Genomic DNA, 14,833 nt, shown 5'->3' with positions numbered 1-14,833 from the left:
TTTCATTCCCACTCACGTAGCTTAATCAGCCAGCCAATACGAGCGGGAATGAAAGGGGCTCCCGTCTCCGGGAAGACGACGCAAGCACTGACTGAACGAAGTGAAGGAAGCGCACAGCGAGTCCATCGACCGGAGGCGAGAGGGGCTTTCGTGGTGGTTTCGGCGCGTGTCCCGAATCAGCGATCGCACAAGGAAACACCAATTCTACGGAGAATCACTGATCACTGGATTTTTGCGGGTGGGGTGGGAGCCACCACGCATGACGCTCGATCCGGTCCACTTCGACGGTATCGCGCAACTCGCGAGGCGGATCGACCACGGCGCTGACGAGCGCGATCGCCGTGCCTTCGCCAGGACGGTCTGGGACGAGTTTCTCGACCCGCTCGTCGTCGACGGCCGGACGATCGTCGAACCGATCGACGAGCAGGCCCGACGGTTGGTCGACTGCGAAGACGTGGCGCTCCGGGAACGGTCGTTCCCGACGGAACACGGCCTCGACGCGGGGACGATCAACCCGACGACGTTCAAAAACGGGCTCGTGATCGACATCGCCCAGGCCGCGATGAGTGCAACGCCGAGCGATCTCGACCTGCACCGATCGCGGACCACGGTGATGACGGTTCACTCGAACGACGAGACGATGACCGTCGAGGAGTCCTGGGGGAAGTTCGACGAGGGCTACAGCAAGAACCGGGCCGTCAAGATCCCGCCGCTGCCGCGGTTTGCCGAGGGCGTCGTCCACGCGCTGGCGCTGTATCTCGCCGAGAGCACCCACGCTCGCGATCACGCTGCCGAAGTCGACGACCTGCTCGTCCTCGACGGGCCGCTGTACCCGCGTGGCCTGCTGCGCTGGGCCGACCAACACCCCGACCTCGCGGACTTCCTGCTCGAGAGTCCACAGCCGAAGACGGTGCTGGAGAACTACGTCCGGCTGGTCGAGACGTTCGTCGATCGCGACCGTCCGCTGGTCGGCTTCGTCAAGAATCCGGCGACGCGGGTGATCACGCGGGCGGTGAAACGCAAGGGCGGGGACGCACCGTGGGCTGACGACTCGGCCCTGTTCACCCGGCTGCTCGAACGCGGCGAGTACGTCCCCGACGTGGAGGGTGAACGCTGGGAGCGAGACAAGTCGGCCCTCACGTACACGAACTGGTTCCGCTCGCGCGGCGGCGTCGATCGCCCCCTCTCGATCGACGGCGACGCACTCGGCGTCGACCGGAAACTGGATCGAAAACAGTACGAGGTGACGTTTTTCGTCGTCTACGACCCGCGAGACGATCTCTGTTACCGGGTCGAGGCTCCCTACGCGTTCACCCGCGATCCCGAACTGCGCGAGCGACTCACGATGCAACTGCTTCAGGACGTGGCGATCGCCCACGGGCCGCCGACGATCGTCGAAAAAGCGGACGAACTTGCCCGGATCGCCAACACGGAGAAGCGATCGCTTCGCGAGCGGCTCGAAACGCAGTTCGACACGAGTCAGGACCGGACGTACGACGACCACCGCTGGGACGAAACGTACTAATGCTCTTCTTTTTCGACCGCGAACTCGACGGTGGTCGGATCGACGCCGATCCGAGCGAACTGCGTCCGGACGTGTTCTTTGGCCTGCTCGATCGCCTGCTCGCGGGTGTCGAAACCGCGTGGCATCGGCGACTCGAACGCGAGGTTGACTTCGCGACCGTCGACGAGCTGGGTCGACCCACCGCTGTCGACCTCGTAGAACTCGTCACAGACCCAGACGTACGCGGCGTCTTCGTCCGGCGCACCGCGAAACGACGGTGCTCGTTCACCGCGTTCGTACAGCGTGCCGGTGAGTTCGGTCCCGCCCGCACGACCGCGTACCATGAGCATACGCTTCCGTAGGTCGTCCGGTGGCAAAAAGACCGTGGCGCAGCGGCGATCGAAAGCCATCGTGACGCTGTCGTCGATACGAACGGAGCCGAACCAGCGACGCGATCAAGTCGACCACAATCGGTTGTTTCGGTGCTCGTCAGGGCGGCGATCGTGGAGAAAATCAGCAGTGGTACTGGATTTTTCGGTCCGAAAACCGGCAAGGTCCTGTCCACGAGCCAAATCCTTTTGGAAACGAGCTTATATCCCTCGCAATAGTCTGCAATAGGTAATGAGTCCGGACCCCCACGTCGGCGGCGGTAGTACGCGGGATGGGCTGACCGATGTTCCGCCGGAGTGTTACGACGCTCTTCGCCATCCACGACGGCTTCGAGTGCTCGAAATCCTCGGGGACCGCGACCGTCGGCTCGACCTCGACGAGCTCACGTCGGCACTCCTCACTCGAGGACCACTGGACGACCCGAACCGCCGCGACGTTCGAGCGAGCCTCGTCCACAATCACCTGCCCCGGTTGGCCGAATACGATGTCGTCGACTGGGACAGCGAGGCCGGGGCGAAACTCATCGAATCGTTTCCGATCGAACCGGCCAAACTGGCGGCGCTGCTCGACTCCTGTGCGCTGGACGATAGACGGCGCGCCCTCCGGACGTTCGTCCACCCGGTTCGACTTCCCGTCTGCTCGCTTCTCGACGAGACCGGCCGAGGGTACTCGCTCGAGGAACTTACGGCCGAACTCACTACACTCGGCATCGTCGACGACGCCGACCGGGCCGCGATCGAACTTCACCACTCGCATCTCCCCGCGCTCGAGGACGTCGGACTCCTCGTGTACGATACCGACGCTCGGCTGGTACGCAATACCGGAGTTTCGCTTCCCACGCTCGTCTGATAAGATCGCATAACAGGGGTCTCGTTTTCCCGCCACATTTTCGAGACGGACCAACCACCACCTCCGAGAGCGACTTCGAGGCGACTGGCGGCCGTAACCAGCTGTAAAACGATCGTAATTGACCCTTATCCGGACGGTCCGTCGTCAGGGATCGTCAGGGCAACCGGAGGGAAACGGGTTTGGGGGACCGGCCAGATGACTGTGACATGAGCGATCTGGGCGATTTCGGCGACTTTACTGCGAGCGACGATGACGGCGCGTCGAGCGACGGCGATCGATCGACGGGATTGACGGTCGAGTCGGACGACCGAAGGGACGTCGAAGACGACTTCGACCGCCGGTCCGTCGAACCCCGCGGCGAAGACGTCGGAATCGGGACCATCTGCGTTTCCCAGGGGCTTCGAATCGCAGAGGACGACGACGACACCTCGCTGCGGGCGTACGTCACCCAGGGGAACCGATCGGAGGTGCGCATCGGAAGCTACCTGATCGCGCCGTATCCCGACGGGGGAGCGACGGCCGGCGGCGACGATCGCGCCAGCGGACACGCGAGCGGCGAGTCGCTGTTCTGTCGCATTACGGGACTGGAGTACGCCCAGCAGTACCACGCCGACGACGCGACGGAGATCCACGCGCGCCGCGCGATGCGAACCGACGGGGTCGACGAGGCCGACTACAAGTTCGTCGCCAGTCTCGAACCCGTTGCAATACTGTACGAGGATCGCGCGGAGCCACGCTCCGCGGGTAGCCGGACGCAGTCCGGCGACGACGGCGAATTGAAACGCCGGATGACCGATCGCGTCCCCAAACCGCAGACGATCGTCAAGCGAGCGACCGACACTGAGGAGATCAAAACGGGACTCAAGATGCCCGACGACGGCGTCTTCCTCGGACATCTCTCCGTCGGCGGCGAGAAGGTGCGGACGGCGGCGACGCCGCCGACGATCGATTACCGACTGAAAGACGACTACGAGGCGGGCGACCCGCTCATCTTCCGGCACACGCTGATCGCTGGCGGGACGGGGTCGGGGAAGACCCACGGCGCGAAGAACATCCTTCGGCAGTATCTCGCCGAGGAGCGACAGTATCCGATGGAAGACGGCCGGACCGTCCAGCCAGCAGTCGTCCAGTTCGACCCACAGGACGAATACGCCCAGATGCACGACGACAATCCCGCGATGGACGACGAGTTTACCCGCAAACTCGATCGCGAGGGCATCGCCTACGGCGGCCACGACGAGACGACGGTGTTCGTCCCGAAAGTCGGGTCGGCGTCGTACGCCGCGAGCCACCACCGCGCGGAGCAGGTCGAGTTCACGATTCCGTTTGCGATGGTCCACGAGAACCCCTGGCTGGTCGCGGGCAGCGGGCTCAACGACAACCAGTACGGCGCGCTCGTCAGCGTGCTCCTGCCGCGCTTTCGCGACCAGTACGGCCAGGGCGGCACCTATGACGAGTTCACCACGTTCCTCGACGATCCGGCCCTGCGCGAGGAACTCGACGAGTCCGGCCGCGTTCACGAGGCGACGTTCGACGCCGTCCGCCGGCGCGTGCTCGGCTTCGGTCACGTCTTCGACCAGGACGCCCGCCCGATTACCGACCTGATCCACGAGTTCGTCCGCCCCGGCGGCCTGAGCGTCGTCCCGACCTACCACGTCAACGATACGCGAGCCACGGAAGCCGTCGTCCTGGCGCTCTCCTCGCTGCTGATCGACCAGAAGCTCTCGAACGACCCCCGCTACGATCGGATCAAGGAGACGCCGCTGCTCCTCGGAATGGACGAAGCCCACAATTTCCTGACCGACGCCGATTCGGTGCAGGCGGGCAAGGTCATCCGGAAGTTCACCGAAGCCGCCAAGCAGGGCCGGAAGGAACGACTCGGCCTCTTTCTCATTACCCAGGACCCACAGGACATCGACGACGCCGTCTTCAAACAGATCAACACGACGATCGTCCTGAACCTGGGCGACGAGGACGCGATCAAGAGCGTCAACATCCCATCGAACCTCGAGTCGAAGGTGCCCTACATGGAGAAAGGCCAGATGGTCGTCTACTCGCCGGACAACTCAGAACCCGTCGAACTGATCGGACTGCCGAAATGCCTGACTCGACACGGGCGGGATTGAGAACAACGTTTTGAGGGGCTACTCGTTTAGTTTTCCGAGTGGAGGACGCGCCTCGGCCACTTTTTCGAGAGTACTGTCCCATACCCAGCAATTGCGCAGGACTACTTTATCGCGTAACCAAGGCGATCCCAATAACTGCGAACGCTATCCCGGTGAATCTCGTTATCGTAACGTCGTCTCCAAGGATGACCATCCCGATGAGAGCCGCGACGACGAAGTACATCGCACCGAGAGTGGAGACGACGGTTGTCGATCCTCCGGAAAGGCCGATGTACATCGAAATCAGGCCGATTCCGGTGAAAATTCCGGCGACGCCAGCGAGCAGTCCTCCTCTCGCAGTAATGGCAAGCGATGCGTCTGACACGAGGATGTATCCGAGTGCGAGGGGTCCCGCGACAAGATAGGAGATCGCAGCGGCCGTCCTCGGGTCGATAGACTCCGACGCAGCGTTGCCCAAGACGACCCAGATACCCCACGTTACCATCGTAATCGAACCAAAGAACACGGCCGAATCTATTTCGGGGAAACCCATCAGTGTGGATTACATCGCCACTGGCAAACACCTTCACGTTCAGTAGTTATGCTGTTTAAATACCCCCTGTCAAGAATCCGCTGGTGTTTCACTGTCATCCAACAGAGATGAGACGATGAGTCGTTTGAATCCGCGTCGAAGGAGACCGCTGGCAGCAGGTTGAGAGATATCCAGCTCGGCGGCGACCTCGCTGAGAGTTGCGTTCCGTGGTTCTTCGAAATACCCTTTTTCGAGTGCGACGAGGAGCGCGTTTCGTTGGTTATCGGTCAGTCCAGCGTCCGTATTCCCTAAACTAGCGTATTCGTTCACACGCAGTAACTCGATATCAATGTCGTTCCGTTGTGCATAGTCCCAGAGATGGGACAGATCCGTACGTTCAGGAATCCATACTGTGAGGATCCAATCACTTCCGTCGTTCTCCATGTCGAGGATGACGCCGTTCGCGGCCGAAATTACCGGTGAGAGAACCTTCGCTTCGTCTGTATACTCGAAGCTATAGATCGCCTTCCTGTCTCTCGTTTCAATGATTCGCTCGAAGTTGCCAACGGTACTATCGTTCCGTAATCCGGCTTCGAACTGGGAGAAATCGGATGACTCGATGTGATAGAAAAATTTCCCCGACGTTGGGTCAGTTCCTGCCTCTGACACCGACTTGACTTTCGAACTTCGGTCGTGAGCGACTGTCTGTGTGAGCACTATGTCAGGATGCCTGGCTCGGACGACCGCTTTGATGTCGGTCATGTTCTATAGGATAGTCGTTTTACCGTGTTGAATCTTCCAATGAAGGTTCTCGAGACGCCTGTAGTAACAACTGAAACTGTTTACACACTGATCGCACAGCCGTCATGCGATCAGGTGTGCACTGACGTCCAGTGGCTATTATAGTGAACTCTGAATACGAGGTTGCTGCTCGATTTTTCACGTCTCATCTGTGTCGATCGGATCAGAATTTTCCAATCGAGAGTGACAAAATCTTTATTTTCGTCGACTATTTCAACACCTTCGTCCGCAGCCGTATCGGCGTTTCAGATGCGATAATCGCACAGCCGTGCCCAGATACGCTCGAACCGACTGGCATCGGACGGTGGGGTGACCCCGGCGGGGAGGTAGAACTTTACGTCAGTGGATCTCTCTCGATCGTCGGCATGGGTTCTCTGTGCCATACAACTGATCGAACGTCCCGTGACCGCATTGGTCTCCAGCTTAATTCTATAATCCATTTATGTCGGGTCTACAAACGTACGAACATCTACTCCCTCTCCCTGAGCCGCGACGGCGGACGACAAGTCATCAGCGACGTGTCCCGCTCCATCACCGATCGCCACTCCCCTTGAGCAGCGCTCCTATAAACAACTCGCCGACGCCATCTCCGATCGCGCCGTCCCGTCCGACGAAAAAGTGATCCGCCGGGATCGATCGAACGTCGTCGCCGCGCTCGCGAGCCAGATCGACGATCGGTTCCCAGTCGACGGTCGTGTCGCGCTCGCCGTACCAGACCTGAACGGGACACTCGAGGGTCGAGAGGGCCGCGGAAGCGTCGAGGGGGTCCTCGCCGGTAGCGTGATCGCCGTCAGCGTCGCTGCCGTCGGCCCCCAGACCAGCAGGCGGCGCGAGCACCGAGACGGCGTCGACGGCTCGATCGACGCTGGCCGCCGCGAGCAGCGCCTGTGCGGCACCGAAGCTGTAGCCGAAAACGCCGATGCGATCGGACCGATCGTCGGCCCAGCGGATCGCGTTGCGGGTATCTTCACGCTCGCCGTAGCCGTCGTCCCACGGCCCGTAGTCGAACCGCAAGCAGGCGATGCCGGCCGCCGTCACCGCCTCGCTGACGGCCCGGAGCCGTCGATCCGATCGAGAACCGCCGTGTCGTGGGTGTGGCGGGCAGGCGACGACGATCGCCGTCGGGTCGGCGTCGTCGGGTTCGTCGAGGGTGGCGCGAACGTCGCGGCCGCCCGGAACGAGAACGTCGGTCATGCCCGATCGTTGGAGTGCTGGGCACATGAACGCTCGAGTCCGCCACCGACGACGGGAGAGTTCGTGTCTTCCACGACTGTCGTTAATGTGATGTTTTTAAGGGTGGCGAGCGATACGTACGACCATGGGCATCCTCTCTCGGACCTCGTACGTTATCCGGTCGAAACTCAACTCGGTGCTCAACCGGGCCGAGGACCCGACGCAGACGCTCGATTACTCCTACGAGCGAATGCGCGACCAGCTACAGGACGTCAAACGCGGGATTGCCGACCTGACGACGCAAAAAAAGCGACTCGAGATGCAAAAAAAGCGCCTCGAGGAGAACGTCGACAAACACAACCAGCAAGCCCGGACGGCTGTCGAACAGGGTCGAGATGATCTGGCGCGACGCGCCCTCGAAAAGAAGAAAACGAAGATGAACCAGATCGAGGATCTCGAGCACCAGATCTCGGAGCTCCAGAACCAGCAAGACCGGTTGATCGATCAGAAAAACGAACTCCAGACGCGCATCGAGGAGTTCCGGACGAAAAAAGAGACGATGAAAGCCCGCCACGAGGCCGCCAAGGCGAGTTCGTCCGTGACGGAAGCCATGACGGCCACCGGCGAGGAGTTCGAGGACGTCGGCCGCGCCATCGAACGCGCCGAAGAACAGACCGAAGATATGGAGGCCCGGGCGGCCGCGATGGACGAACTCCACCAGAGCGGCGCGTTCGAGGACGTGCTCTCGGACCAGGACAGCATCGATCGCGAACTCGAGGAACTCTCGACGGACAGCGGGGTCGAGGCCGAACTCGAGACGCTCAAATCCGACGTCGGGGTCGAAGAGGCCGCACCCGAGGCGGTCGACGAGTCGGAACTCGAGGACGTCCAACAGGACGTCGAGGACGAGGAAATCGAAAGCGAACTGGCGGAACTGAAAGACGAAGAGAACCAGTAATCGACGCGATCGACGCCGGTTTCCTCGGCCGTACCCCGGAAACCATCGGGGACTCCCTCCAGCGAATCTTCTCACCCGTCGTATCTGTCGCGGGAGAAACGAATACCGTCTTCCAGGTAGAACGGACCAGTATGGCTTCAGAGGTCTCCCTCGACTCGCTGTCACTGACCGATCAGGCCGTCCTGCTCGGGGTCGTCGCGCTCGAACGGGAAGGCGAGACACCGGTGCAGACGCCCGAACTCCGGCAGGCGTGCAAGACGCGGCTGGAAGCGGTCGAGACGGTCGGATCGCTCACCGAGGCGGACGTGATGCGATCGCTCTACCGCCTCGAGAGTGAGGGCGTCGTCGAGGAGATTTCGGGGACTGAAACGTCGCCGACGGGAAAAGGGCGACCCGCCTACGCGCTGAACGAGGGTCCGGAGGCGCTCGTCGACGCGGTCGACGACGACCTCACCGCGGGGATGGGGTCCTCTTCGTAGGGTTCGAAGCGGTGACATCGTCCTCCTCGTAGGGTTCGAGGAGGTGATATCGTCCTCCTCGGTAGCGAGAACGTCGTCGACGTCACGATCGGAGCGAGAACTCACGTCGGCGTTCCGAGGACCGTAATGTCGTAGTCCGCGACGTCCGCCGGGGACTCGAGGACCACTACCTGGAACGACCAGGACGAGTTGCCGTCGAGGTCGCCGGTACTGGCGACGTACTGGCCGAGCATGTTGCCCGCGTCGTCGTAGACCCGCGTCCGGACTTCGACGAGCTGGATTCGATCGGACCCCGTGTTCGCGACGATTCCCTGGACGGTCGAGCCGAGGTAGCCGGGCTCGACGACGAACTCGTGTTCGATCAGCGAGAGCGGATCGAGCGGCGTCACCGAGGTGTTCGGTTCCCGTCCGGCGACCGCCTCGGCCGCGGACATCTGGGACGCCGATCGATTGGAACCGTTACTGGCGTTTCTCGCGTCGACCGACCCGTCCTCGTAGGCCGGTTCGCCGTCGAGTCCGCCACTACCCGTACAGCCGGCTGCTGCGGCCGTGATACCCGCACCGATCGATGCGAGCAGTCGCCGTCGGCTGGTCGACTCCGATCGGGTCATCGCCGTACCTGCGTCCGTGAGGGAGTTCCGTTACCGGGCATACGATGATTCGACACCGCGGACGTATTTCAGTGTGGACCCTGAACCGTCAGCGGTCGTGCTCGCGTCCCGAGACGCCGATCGTCTGTCCATTCCGACGACGCGGAGTCGCCACGTATCCGTGGCCGACGCGGACACGAGCGGTGTATGCAACGCAGGGCCTTATTGTCGGGACGGTGGAACGTGTCGCCATGGGGCCTTCGGAAACCGACGAGACGCTCGAGAGCTACGGGGCGGACGTCGGTGTGAAATCGGGACCGCTGGCTGGATTTCGTGAGTGGTTCATACTCGAGGGCAATCGCGTCGTCGTCGCGGGGCTCCTGTCGATCGTCGTCGTCGCCCTCTTGCTCGTCCTGCGCGAACTCGGTATCGTCTCGTTCGTCGACCCGAGCACCGTCACGCGGGTCGCAAGCGGGATGATCGCGGGGACGTTCTCGCTGGTCACGCTGGTCGTCTCGGTCAACCAGCTCATCCTCTCACAGGAGTTCAGTGCCGCCGGCAAAGCGCGCGATCGACTCGAAGGCGTCATCGAGTTCCGACGGGACGTCGCAGCCGACACGGGCGTTCCGGCGAGCCCGGCGACGCCGACCAGGGTTCTCGAACTGATCGTCGAATCGATCCGACACGACGCTGCCGCCCTCGCCGACGCCGTGGCGACTCACGACGACGAGAACGTCCGCGAAACGGTCACGCGGTACACGAACAGCGTTCGAGAGCGGACCGGGCGCGTCGACGAGGTACTCGAGAAGGAAGCGTTCGGCTCGTTTACCGCCGTCTCGGCGGCGATCAACTACGACGAAGCCTGGCATCTGCACGTCGCCAGCCACCTGCACGGCGAATACGGGGATTCGCTGTCACCAGTCGCGACGGACCACCTCGACGACCTGATCGACTCACTGAAGCTGTACAACGTGGCCCGCGAGCAGTTCAAGACGACCTATCTCCAGCGGGAACTCACCCGGTTCTCGCAGCTGACGATCTATTTCGGCGTTCCGGCGATCCTGTCCGCGATCCTCATCGGCCTCCTGTACGCCGGTTTCGCCGGTCCGACCATCAGCACCGTCGTCCTGCCCTACGTCGTCACCGGGCTGATCGTCGTCGGCCTCTCGCCGCTCACCCTCCTCGCGTCCTACATCCTTCGAACCGCGACCGTCACGCGCCGGACCGCGTCGATCGGCCCGATGATCCCACAGAAGGACCCCGACGAAGGGCCGTTCGACGTGACCTACGGCGACGACCGGTAGTCGATCGCGCTCGTCGGTATCCTCACGATCGAGCCGGGACCGTACTGGCCGAGCCCGGAGTCGAGGCCGATCGGACGACCGCGGGGTTGCTCATTCCCGCGGGAGTATTTTATCCGTCGTCGTCGTTCGTTCGGTACGGTCAATGAGCGATTCGGACTCGAACGGCGTGCTGAGTCAGCGGGCCGGCGTCGGTGGCGCACGACTATGGGTGTTGCTTCGGCTGAACCGGTGGCTCTTCACGGCGGCGGTGCTGGCGACGGTGTTCGCCGTTCTAGTAGGGACCAGTTTCCTCGGCTTTACGCCCCTCCGCGTGATCGTCCAGCGGCACAACGGGACCTTCTGGATATTCTCGGCGTTCATCGGGGCGATCATCACTGGGACGTCGATCGTCGTCACGATCAACCAGCTGGTGCTCTCTCAGGAACTCGGCGCGGTCGGCGATCAGCGCGAGCGGATGCAGGAGGCGATGGGGTTCCGCCGGGACATCGAGGAGGAACTCGATATGGGCGTGACGCCGCCCGAACCCTCGGCCTTTCTCTACGAACTCGTCGACGGCGTCGAGGAGGAAGCGACGGACCTAGAACGCGCCGTAGCGAACGACTGCGGCGACGAACTGCAGGGGAAAATCGACGACTACGCCGACGACGTCTTCGAGAACGCCCGCGTCGTCAAGGACGACCTCGAGAACGCACAGTTCGGGACGTTCGACGTGATCTGGAACGCGCTCAACTTCAACTACTCCCGAAAGATCTACGACGCCCGCAAAATCCGCGCCGATCACGGCGACGAACTGTCGGACGACGCTCACGCGGAACTCGACGAGATGATCACCGTCCTCAAGTTCTTCGGGCCGGCACGCGAACACTTCAAGACGCTGTACTTCCAGTGGGAGCTGATCCACCTCTCGCGGGCCCTGCTCTACATCTCGGTGCCCGCGCTGACGGTGATCGCGCTGTTCCTGATGTACGTCGACGGGAGCGCACTCCCGGGGACGACGCTGGGCGTCGACAACCTCGTCTGGGTGACGAGCGCGGGCTTCGTCGTCGGAATCTCTCCGTTCGTCGTCTTCATCGTCTACATCCTCCGGATCGCCACGGTCGCCAAACGGACGCTGGCGATGGGGCCGTTTATCCTCCGGGAGTCAGAGCGGGACGAGGATCTCGGGTAGCACCCGCGGTCTGCTCGGAAGCGATCGAGGTGTGGGTCGAGTAGCGATCAGGGCGAGGACAGGCTCGAACGGTCGTTGGCGCACGGCGTACCCAACGTGCGTAATCGAGCCAGGAAGTGTTTGTAAATGAACACCAAATGAAAGGGTTTACACGTGTCTCCCGATTACTCGAGTGAGACATGGTGCCGAGTTCCGAGAAACGGGTGGAGCTCCACGAACGGGTCCGCCAACAGGAAGTCGTCGCGGAACTCGGGCAGCAGGCGCTCGAGACCGACGACCTCGATCGGTTGATGGACGAGACCACGGTCGCCCTCGCGGAGACGCTCGATGCCGAGTTCACGAAAGTTCTAGAGTTGCTCCCCGACGACGACGAGCTGTTTCTCAGATGGGGAGTCGGATGGCGCGACGGCATCGTCGGGGAGACGACGGTCCCGACCGACACGCATTCCCAGGCCGGGTACACCCTCATCTCGGAGACGCCGATCATCGTCGACGATCTGCCGGCGGAAAACCGGTTTTCGGGCCCCGAGTTACTCACCAGCCACGGCGTCATCAGCGGGATCAGCGTCATTATCGGCTCGATCGAGGAGCCGTGGGGCGTTCTGGGCGTGCACACGAAAAGACGACGGTCGTTCACCCAGCACGACGCGAACTTCGTCCAGAGCGTGGCAAACGTGCTCGCCGCGGCGATCGAAAACGATCGAACGCGGCGCGAACTCGCGGCCTCGGAGCGGCGCTACCGAACGCTCGCGAACAATTTCCCGAACGGGGCCGTGACGCTCTTCGACGAGGACCTCCGGTACACCCTGGCGGCCGGCCAGGCGTTCGACGATCTCACCGTCGATCCGGAGGATCTGGAAGGGAACGTCGTCCGGGACGCCTGGAGCGAGGAGAACGCCGACGCGCTGGAGCCGCTGTTTCGATCCGTCCTCGACGGCACCGGGGGCACCGAGGCGTCGATCGAACTCGAAGACGAGGGACGGGAGTGGCTCGTGCACGCGGTCCCCATCACGGACGAGACCGGGACCGTCTACGCGGGGCTGACGATGTCACAGGATATCACCGAGCGAAAGCGGATACAGCGCGAACTCGAGGAGTCGAACGAGCGCCTCGAACAGTTCGCCTACGCCGCCAGCCACGACCTGCAAGAGCCGCTTCGGATGATCTCCAGTTATCTCCGACTCATCGAGTGTCGCCACGCCGACGACCTCGACGACGACGCCGAAGAATTCCTCGCGTTCGCCGTCGACGGTGCCGATCGGATGCGCGAGATGATCGACGGATTGCTCGCGTACTCGCGGGTCGACACCCAGGGCGATCCGCTCGAACCGATCGAACTGGACGACGCGCTCGAGTGCGCACTCGAAAACCTGCAGGTGAAAATCGAGGAGGAACGCGCCGAGATCACCGCGGAGTCCCTCCCCCGGGCGGTGGGTGACGAGAGTCAGCTTCAACAGGTGTTTCAGAATCTGCTCTCGAACGCGATCGAATACGCCGGCGACGAACCCCCTCGAGTCCACATCGAGGCGGAGCAGAACGACGGATGGTGCCGGATTTCGGTTCACGACGAGGGGATCGGGATCGATCCCGCCGCGGACGACCGCGTCTTCGAGGTGTTCCAGCGCCTCCACAGCCACGAGGAACACGCCGGCACCGGCATCGGTCTCGCGCTCTGTCGACGGATCGTCGAGCGCCACGGCGGCGACATCTGGATCGACTCCGAACCCGGCGAGGGGACGACGGTTTCGTTTACGCTGCGCTCCGCCGACGACGCGTAACGCTACAGAAATCTGACGGGTCGTATCAGGGACCCAGCGAAGGGAACTCCTCGGGCAACCGATCGGGGGTGAGCGCCTCGGGGAGTACGTCCCAGTCGAGGGTTTCGTCGCCGGGTTCGGCGTCGGTCTCGAAGCCCGCGTTCGCCGCGGGCTCTTGCTCGCGGTGTTCCGACGGCGGCCCGTCGTGAGCGTGGACGCCCTCGGGGTGGTCGATCGTCCAGACGTGCATCATACAGGGCGTCTGACAGGGAATCGAGAGCGTTTCGGCACCGACCTCGTTTCCGTACACGGTCCGGTAGTACCACCAGGCGAACCGACCCGGCGCGCCGGCGTGGTAGTGCCAGGGAGAACACCGATCGGCCGAATCGCCGGGAAGCGAATGTGCGGTGTGCCCCTCGCCGTCGGGATGGGTGTCGTCGTGGTCGCTCCCGTCGCCGTGTTCCGTCGGTTCCGTCGCCGGTTCCGGATTCGTCGGCGCGAGTTCGTCCTCGTACGTAACGCCGAGTTCATCGTCGTAGATCACGGGCGGCGAGACCGGGTTACTAACGCGGGTCGCGATGAACATGACGCCGATCGATCGCCAGGAATCGTTATCGACCAGCACCGACTCCGGTCGGTCCGGGTCGACGATCGTGTCGTCACCGATGTACTCGGGGTTGAGCCAGTGTGACCAGCCGTCGCCGCCGTTCAGGGTGTCGAAGTACGGTTTGAAGCCGGCGTCGATCAGCGCCCCGGCGTCGGGGTAGCGATCGGTGAGCGTCTCGTCGACGGCCCCCCGGAGTTCGATCGTCACCGGGTGGTCGTCCGCACAGCCCTCCAGGCTCGCCCCGGCGCAGTAGCCGTGACTCGGTTCCAGCGTCGCGTCCGGACAGTCGAACTCGAGGCGGGAGTGTGCAGTTTCGTCCTCGTTGCCGCCGGCCTGTGCCGTTCCAGTGGCTGGAATCGCGGCTGCCCCGCTCGCTGCCTTCAACACCGTCCGTCGGGAGAGTCGCGACGAATCGTCCCCGTCTTTCATGACGTTCCCCACCAGGGCCGCCACGCTCGTAAACAGCAGTCCGGATTTCCTCTAGATGATCTCTCCCTACTCTTTATGAGAGTCTCGAGTTCGATAAGAACGGGCGGCGGTGGCCGGGAGTGGATGATCACCCAGACACGGTCCGGGTCGGCTTCGTCGTTCCGCCGAGAGCGGAAACTACAACGCT

Annotated in this window: 14 protein-coding genes; 8 read left to right on the top strand and 6 right to left on the bottom strand. The window is 62.8% G+C overall.

The window, feature by feature from the left end; genetic code table 11:
- The first annotated feature begins 259 nt into the window (after positions 1 to 259).
- Entirely contained in the window at positions 260 to 1,525 is a 1,266-nt protein-coding gene (locus AC6I6L_RS01090; RefSeq protein WP_497915867.1) for a DNA double-strand break repair nuclease NurA, read from the top strand.
- Here the strand turns inward: AC6I6L_RS01090 and AC6I6L_RS01085 are convergent.
- Positions 1,522 to 1,854, bottom strand: a complete 333-nt coding sequence (locus tag AC6I6L_RS01085; protein ID WP_497915866.1) for a DUF7113 family protein — start codon at positions 1,852 to 1,854, stop codon at positions 1,522 to 1,524. The two genes, AC6I6L_RS01090 and AC6I6L_RS01085, sit on opposite strands and share 4 nt — an antisense overlap.
- 271 nt (positions 1,855 to 2,125) lie before the next feature.
- Between AC6I6L_RS01085 and AC6I6L_RS01080 the strand changes: the two genes are divergently transcribed.
- Positions 2,126 to 2,743: a DUF7344 domain-containing protein gene (locus AC6I6L_RS01080; protein ID WP_497915865.1), complete on the top strand. Its 618-nt coding sequence runs from the start codon at positions 2,126 to 2,128 to the stop codon at positions 2,741 to 2,743.
- 206 nt (positions 2,744 to 2,949) lie between these two features.
- Positions 2,950 to 4,869: an ATP-binding protein gene (locus AC6I6L_RS01075; RefSeq protein WP_497915864.1), complete on the top strand. Its 1,920-nt coding sequence runs from the start codon at positions 2,950 to 2,952 to the stop codon at positions 4,867 to 4,869.
- Positions 4,870 to 4,975: 106 nt separating this feature from the next.
- On the opposite strand, the gene AC6I6L_RS01070 is transcribed toward AC6I6L_RS01075, so the two are convergent.
- The 3 genes from AC6I6L_RS01070 to AC6I6L_RS01060 form a co-directional block, all read right to left on the bottom strand.
- On the bottom strand, positions 4,976 to 5,401 hold the full coding sequence (locus tag AC6I6L_RS01070) for an EamA family transporter (RefSeq protein WP_497915863.1): 426 nt from the start codon (positions 5,399 to 5,401) through the stop codon (positions 4,976 to 4,978).
- 69 nt (positions 5,402 to 5,470) lie between these two features.
- Entirely contained in the window at positions 5,471 to 6,142 is a 672-nt protein-coding gene (locus tag AC6I6L_RS01065) for a helix-turn-helix domain-containing protein (protein WP_497915862.1), read from the bottom strand.
- 570 nt (positions 6,143 to 6,712) lie between these two features.
- Complete coding sequence (locus tag AC6I6L_RS01060; protein ID WP_497915861.1) at positions 6,713 to 7,375, bottom strand: dienelactone hydrolase family protein; 663 nt, start codon at positions 7,373 to 7,375, stop codon at positions 6,713 to 6,715.
- A 124-nt stretch (positions 7,376 to 7,499) separates the two neighbouring features.
- On the opposite strand from AC6I6L_RS01060, the gene AC6I6L_RS01055 reads away from it, so the two are divergent.
- Together AC6I6L_RS01055 and AC6I6L_RS01050 are read left to right on the top strand one after the other, a co-directional pair.
- Entirely contained in the window at positions 7,500 to 8,312 is an 813-nt protein-coding gene (locus AC6I6L_RS01055; RefSeq protein ID WP_497915860.1) for a PspA/IM30 family protein, read from the top strand.
- Between the two features lie 131 nt (positions 8,313 to 8,443).
- Positions 8,444 to 8,791, top strand: a complete 348-nt coding sequence (locus tag AC6I6L_RS01050) for a hypothetical protein (RefSeq protein WP_497915859.1) — start codon at positions 8,444 to 8,446, stop codon at positions 8,789 to 8,791.
- 101 nt (positions 8,792 to 8,892) lie between these two features.
- On the opposite strand, the gene AC6I6L_RS01045 is transcribed toward AC6I6L_RS01050, so the two are convergent.
- Positions 8,893 to 9,402 carry an FxLYD domain-containing protein gene (locus tag AC6I6L_RS01045; RefSeq protein WP_497915858.1) on the bottom strand — a complete coding sequence of 170 codons (510 nt, stop codon included), beginning with the start codon at positions 9,400 to 9,402 and terminating at the stop codon, positions 8,893 to 8,895.
- Between the two features lie 230 nt (positions 9,403 to 9,632).
- Between AC6I6L_RS01045 and AC6I6L_RS01040 the strand changes: the two genes are divergently transcribed.
- From AC6I6L_RS01040 to AC6I6L_RS01030, 3 genes are all read left to right on the top strand, one after another.
- Positions 9,633 to 10,685, top strand: coding sequence for a DUF7972 family membrane protein (locus AC6I6L_RS01040; RefSeq protein ID WP_497915857.1), 1,053 nt, complete (start codon positions 9,633 to 9,635; stop codon positions 10,683 to 10,685).
- Positions 10,686 to 10,827: 142 nt separating this feature from the next.
- A complete protein-coding gene (locus AC6I6L_RS01035) occupies positions 10,828 to 11,853 on the top strand; it encodes a DUF7972 family membrane protein (protein ID WP_497915856.1) in 1,026 nt (341 codons plus the stop codon).
- Positions 11,854 to 12,032: 179 nt separating this feature from the next.
- A complete protein-coding gene (locus AC6I6L_RS01030) occupies positions 12,033 to 13,631 on the top strand; it encodes a sensor histidine kinase (protein WP_497915855.1) in 1,599 nt (532 codons plus the stop codon).
- Positions 13,632 to 13,656: 25 nt separating this feature from the next.
- Here the strand turns inward: AC6I6L_RS01030 and AC6I6L_RS01025 are convergent, their stop codons facing one another.
- A complete protein-coding gene (locus AC6I6L_RS01025; RefSeq protein ID WP_497915854.1) occupies positions 13,657 to 14,646 on the bottom strand; it encodes a hypothetical protein in 990 nt (329 codons plus the stop codon).
- Positions 14,647 to 14,833 lie beyond the last annotated feature (187 nt).

It is taken from the genome of Halosolutus sp. DAT137, from assembly GCF_059736405.1.
This window is presented reverse-complemented; position numbering and strand designations above follow the sequence as displayed.

Bases quoted from the DNA above. Each gene is read 5' to 3' on its own strand.
- AC6I6L_RS01090 (WP_497915867.1), top strand. From the start codon at position 260: ATGACGCTCGATCCGGTCCACTTCGACGGTATCGCGCAACTCGCGAGG.
- AC6I6L_RS01085 (WP_497915866.1), bottom strand. From the start codon at position 1,854: ATGCTCATGGTACGCGGTCGTGCGGGCGGGACCGAACTCACCGGCACG.
- AC6I6L_RS01080 (WP_497915865.1), top strand. From the start codon at position 2,126: ATGAGTCCGGACCCCCACGTCGGCGGCGGTAGTACGCGGGATGGGCTG.
- AC6I6L_RS01075 (WP_497915864.1), top strand. From the start codon at position 2,950: ATGAGCGATCTGGGCGATTTCGGCGACTTTACTGCGAGCGACGATGAC.
- AC6I6L_RS01070 (WP_497915863.1), bottom strand. From the start codon at position 5,401: ATGGGTTTCCCCGAAATAGATTCGGCCGTGTTCTTTGGTTCGATTACG.
- AC6I6L_RS01065 (WP_497915862.1), bottom strand. From the start codon at position 6,142: ATGACCGACATCAAAGCGGTCGTCCGAGCCAGGCATCCTGACATAGTG.
- AC6I6L_RS01060 (WP_497915861.1), bottom strand. From the start codon at position 7,375: ATGACCGACGTTCTCGTTCCGGGCGGCCGCGACGTTCGCGCCACCCTC.
- AC6I6L_RS01055 (WP_497915860.1), top strand. From the start codon at position 7,500: ATGGGCATCCTCTCTCGGACCTCGTACGTTATCCGGTCGAAACTCAAC.
- AC6I6L_RS01050 (WP_497915859.1), top strand. From the start codon at position 8,444: ATGGCTTCAGAGGTCTCCCTCGACTCGCTGTCACTGACCGATCAGGCC.
- AC6I6L_RS01045 (WP_497915858.1), bottom strand. From the start codon at position 9,402: ATGACCCGATCGGAGTCGACCAGCCGACGGCGACTGCTCGCATCGATC.
- AC6I6L_RS01040 (WP_497915857.1), top strand. From the start codon at position 9,633: ATGGGGCCTTCGGAAACCGACGAGACGCTCGAGAGCTACGGGGCGGAC.
- AC6I6L_RS01035 (WP_497915856.1), top strand. From the start codon at position 10,828: ATGAGCGATTCGGACTCGAACGGCGTGCTGAGTCAGCGGGCCGGCGTC.
- AC6I6L_RS01030 (WP_497915855.1), top strand. From the start codon at position 12,033: ATGGTGCCGAGTTCCGAGAAACGGGTGGAGCTCCACGAACGGGTCCGC.
- AC6I6L_RS01025 (WP_497915854.1), bottom strand. From the start codon at position 14,646: ATGAAAGACGGGGACGATTCGTCGCGACTCTCCCGACGGACGGTGTTG.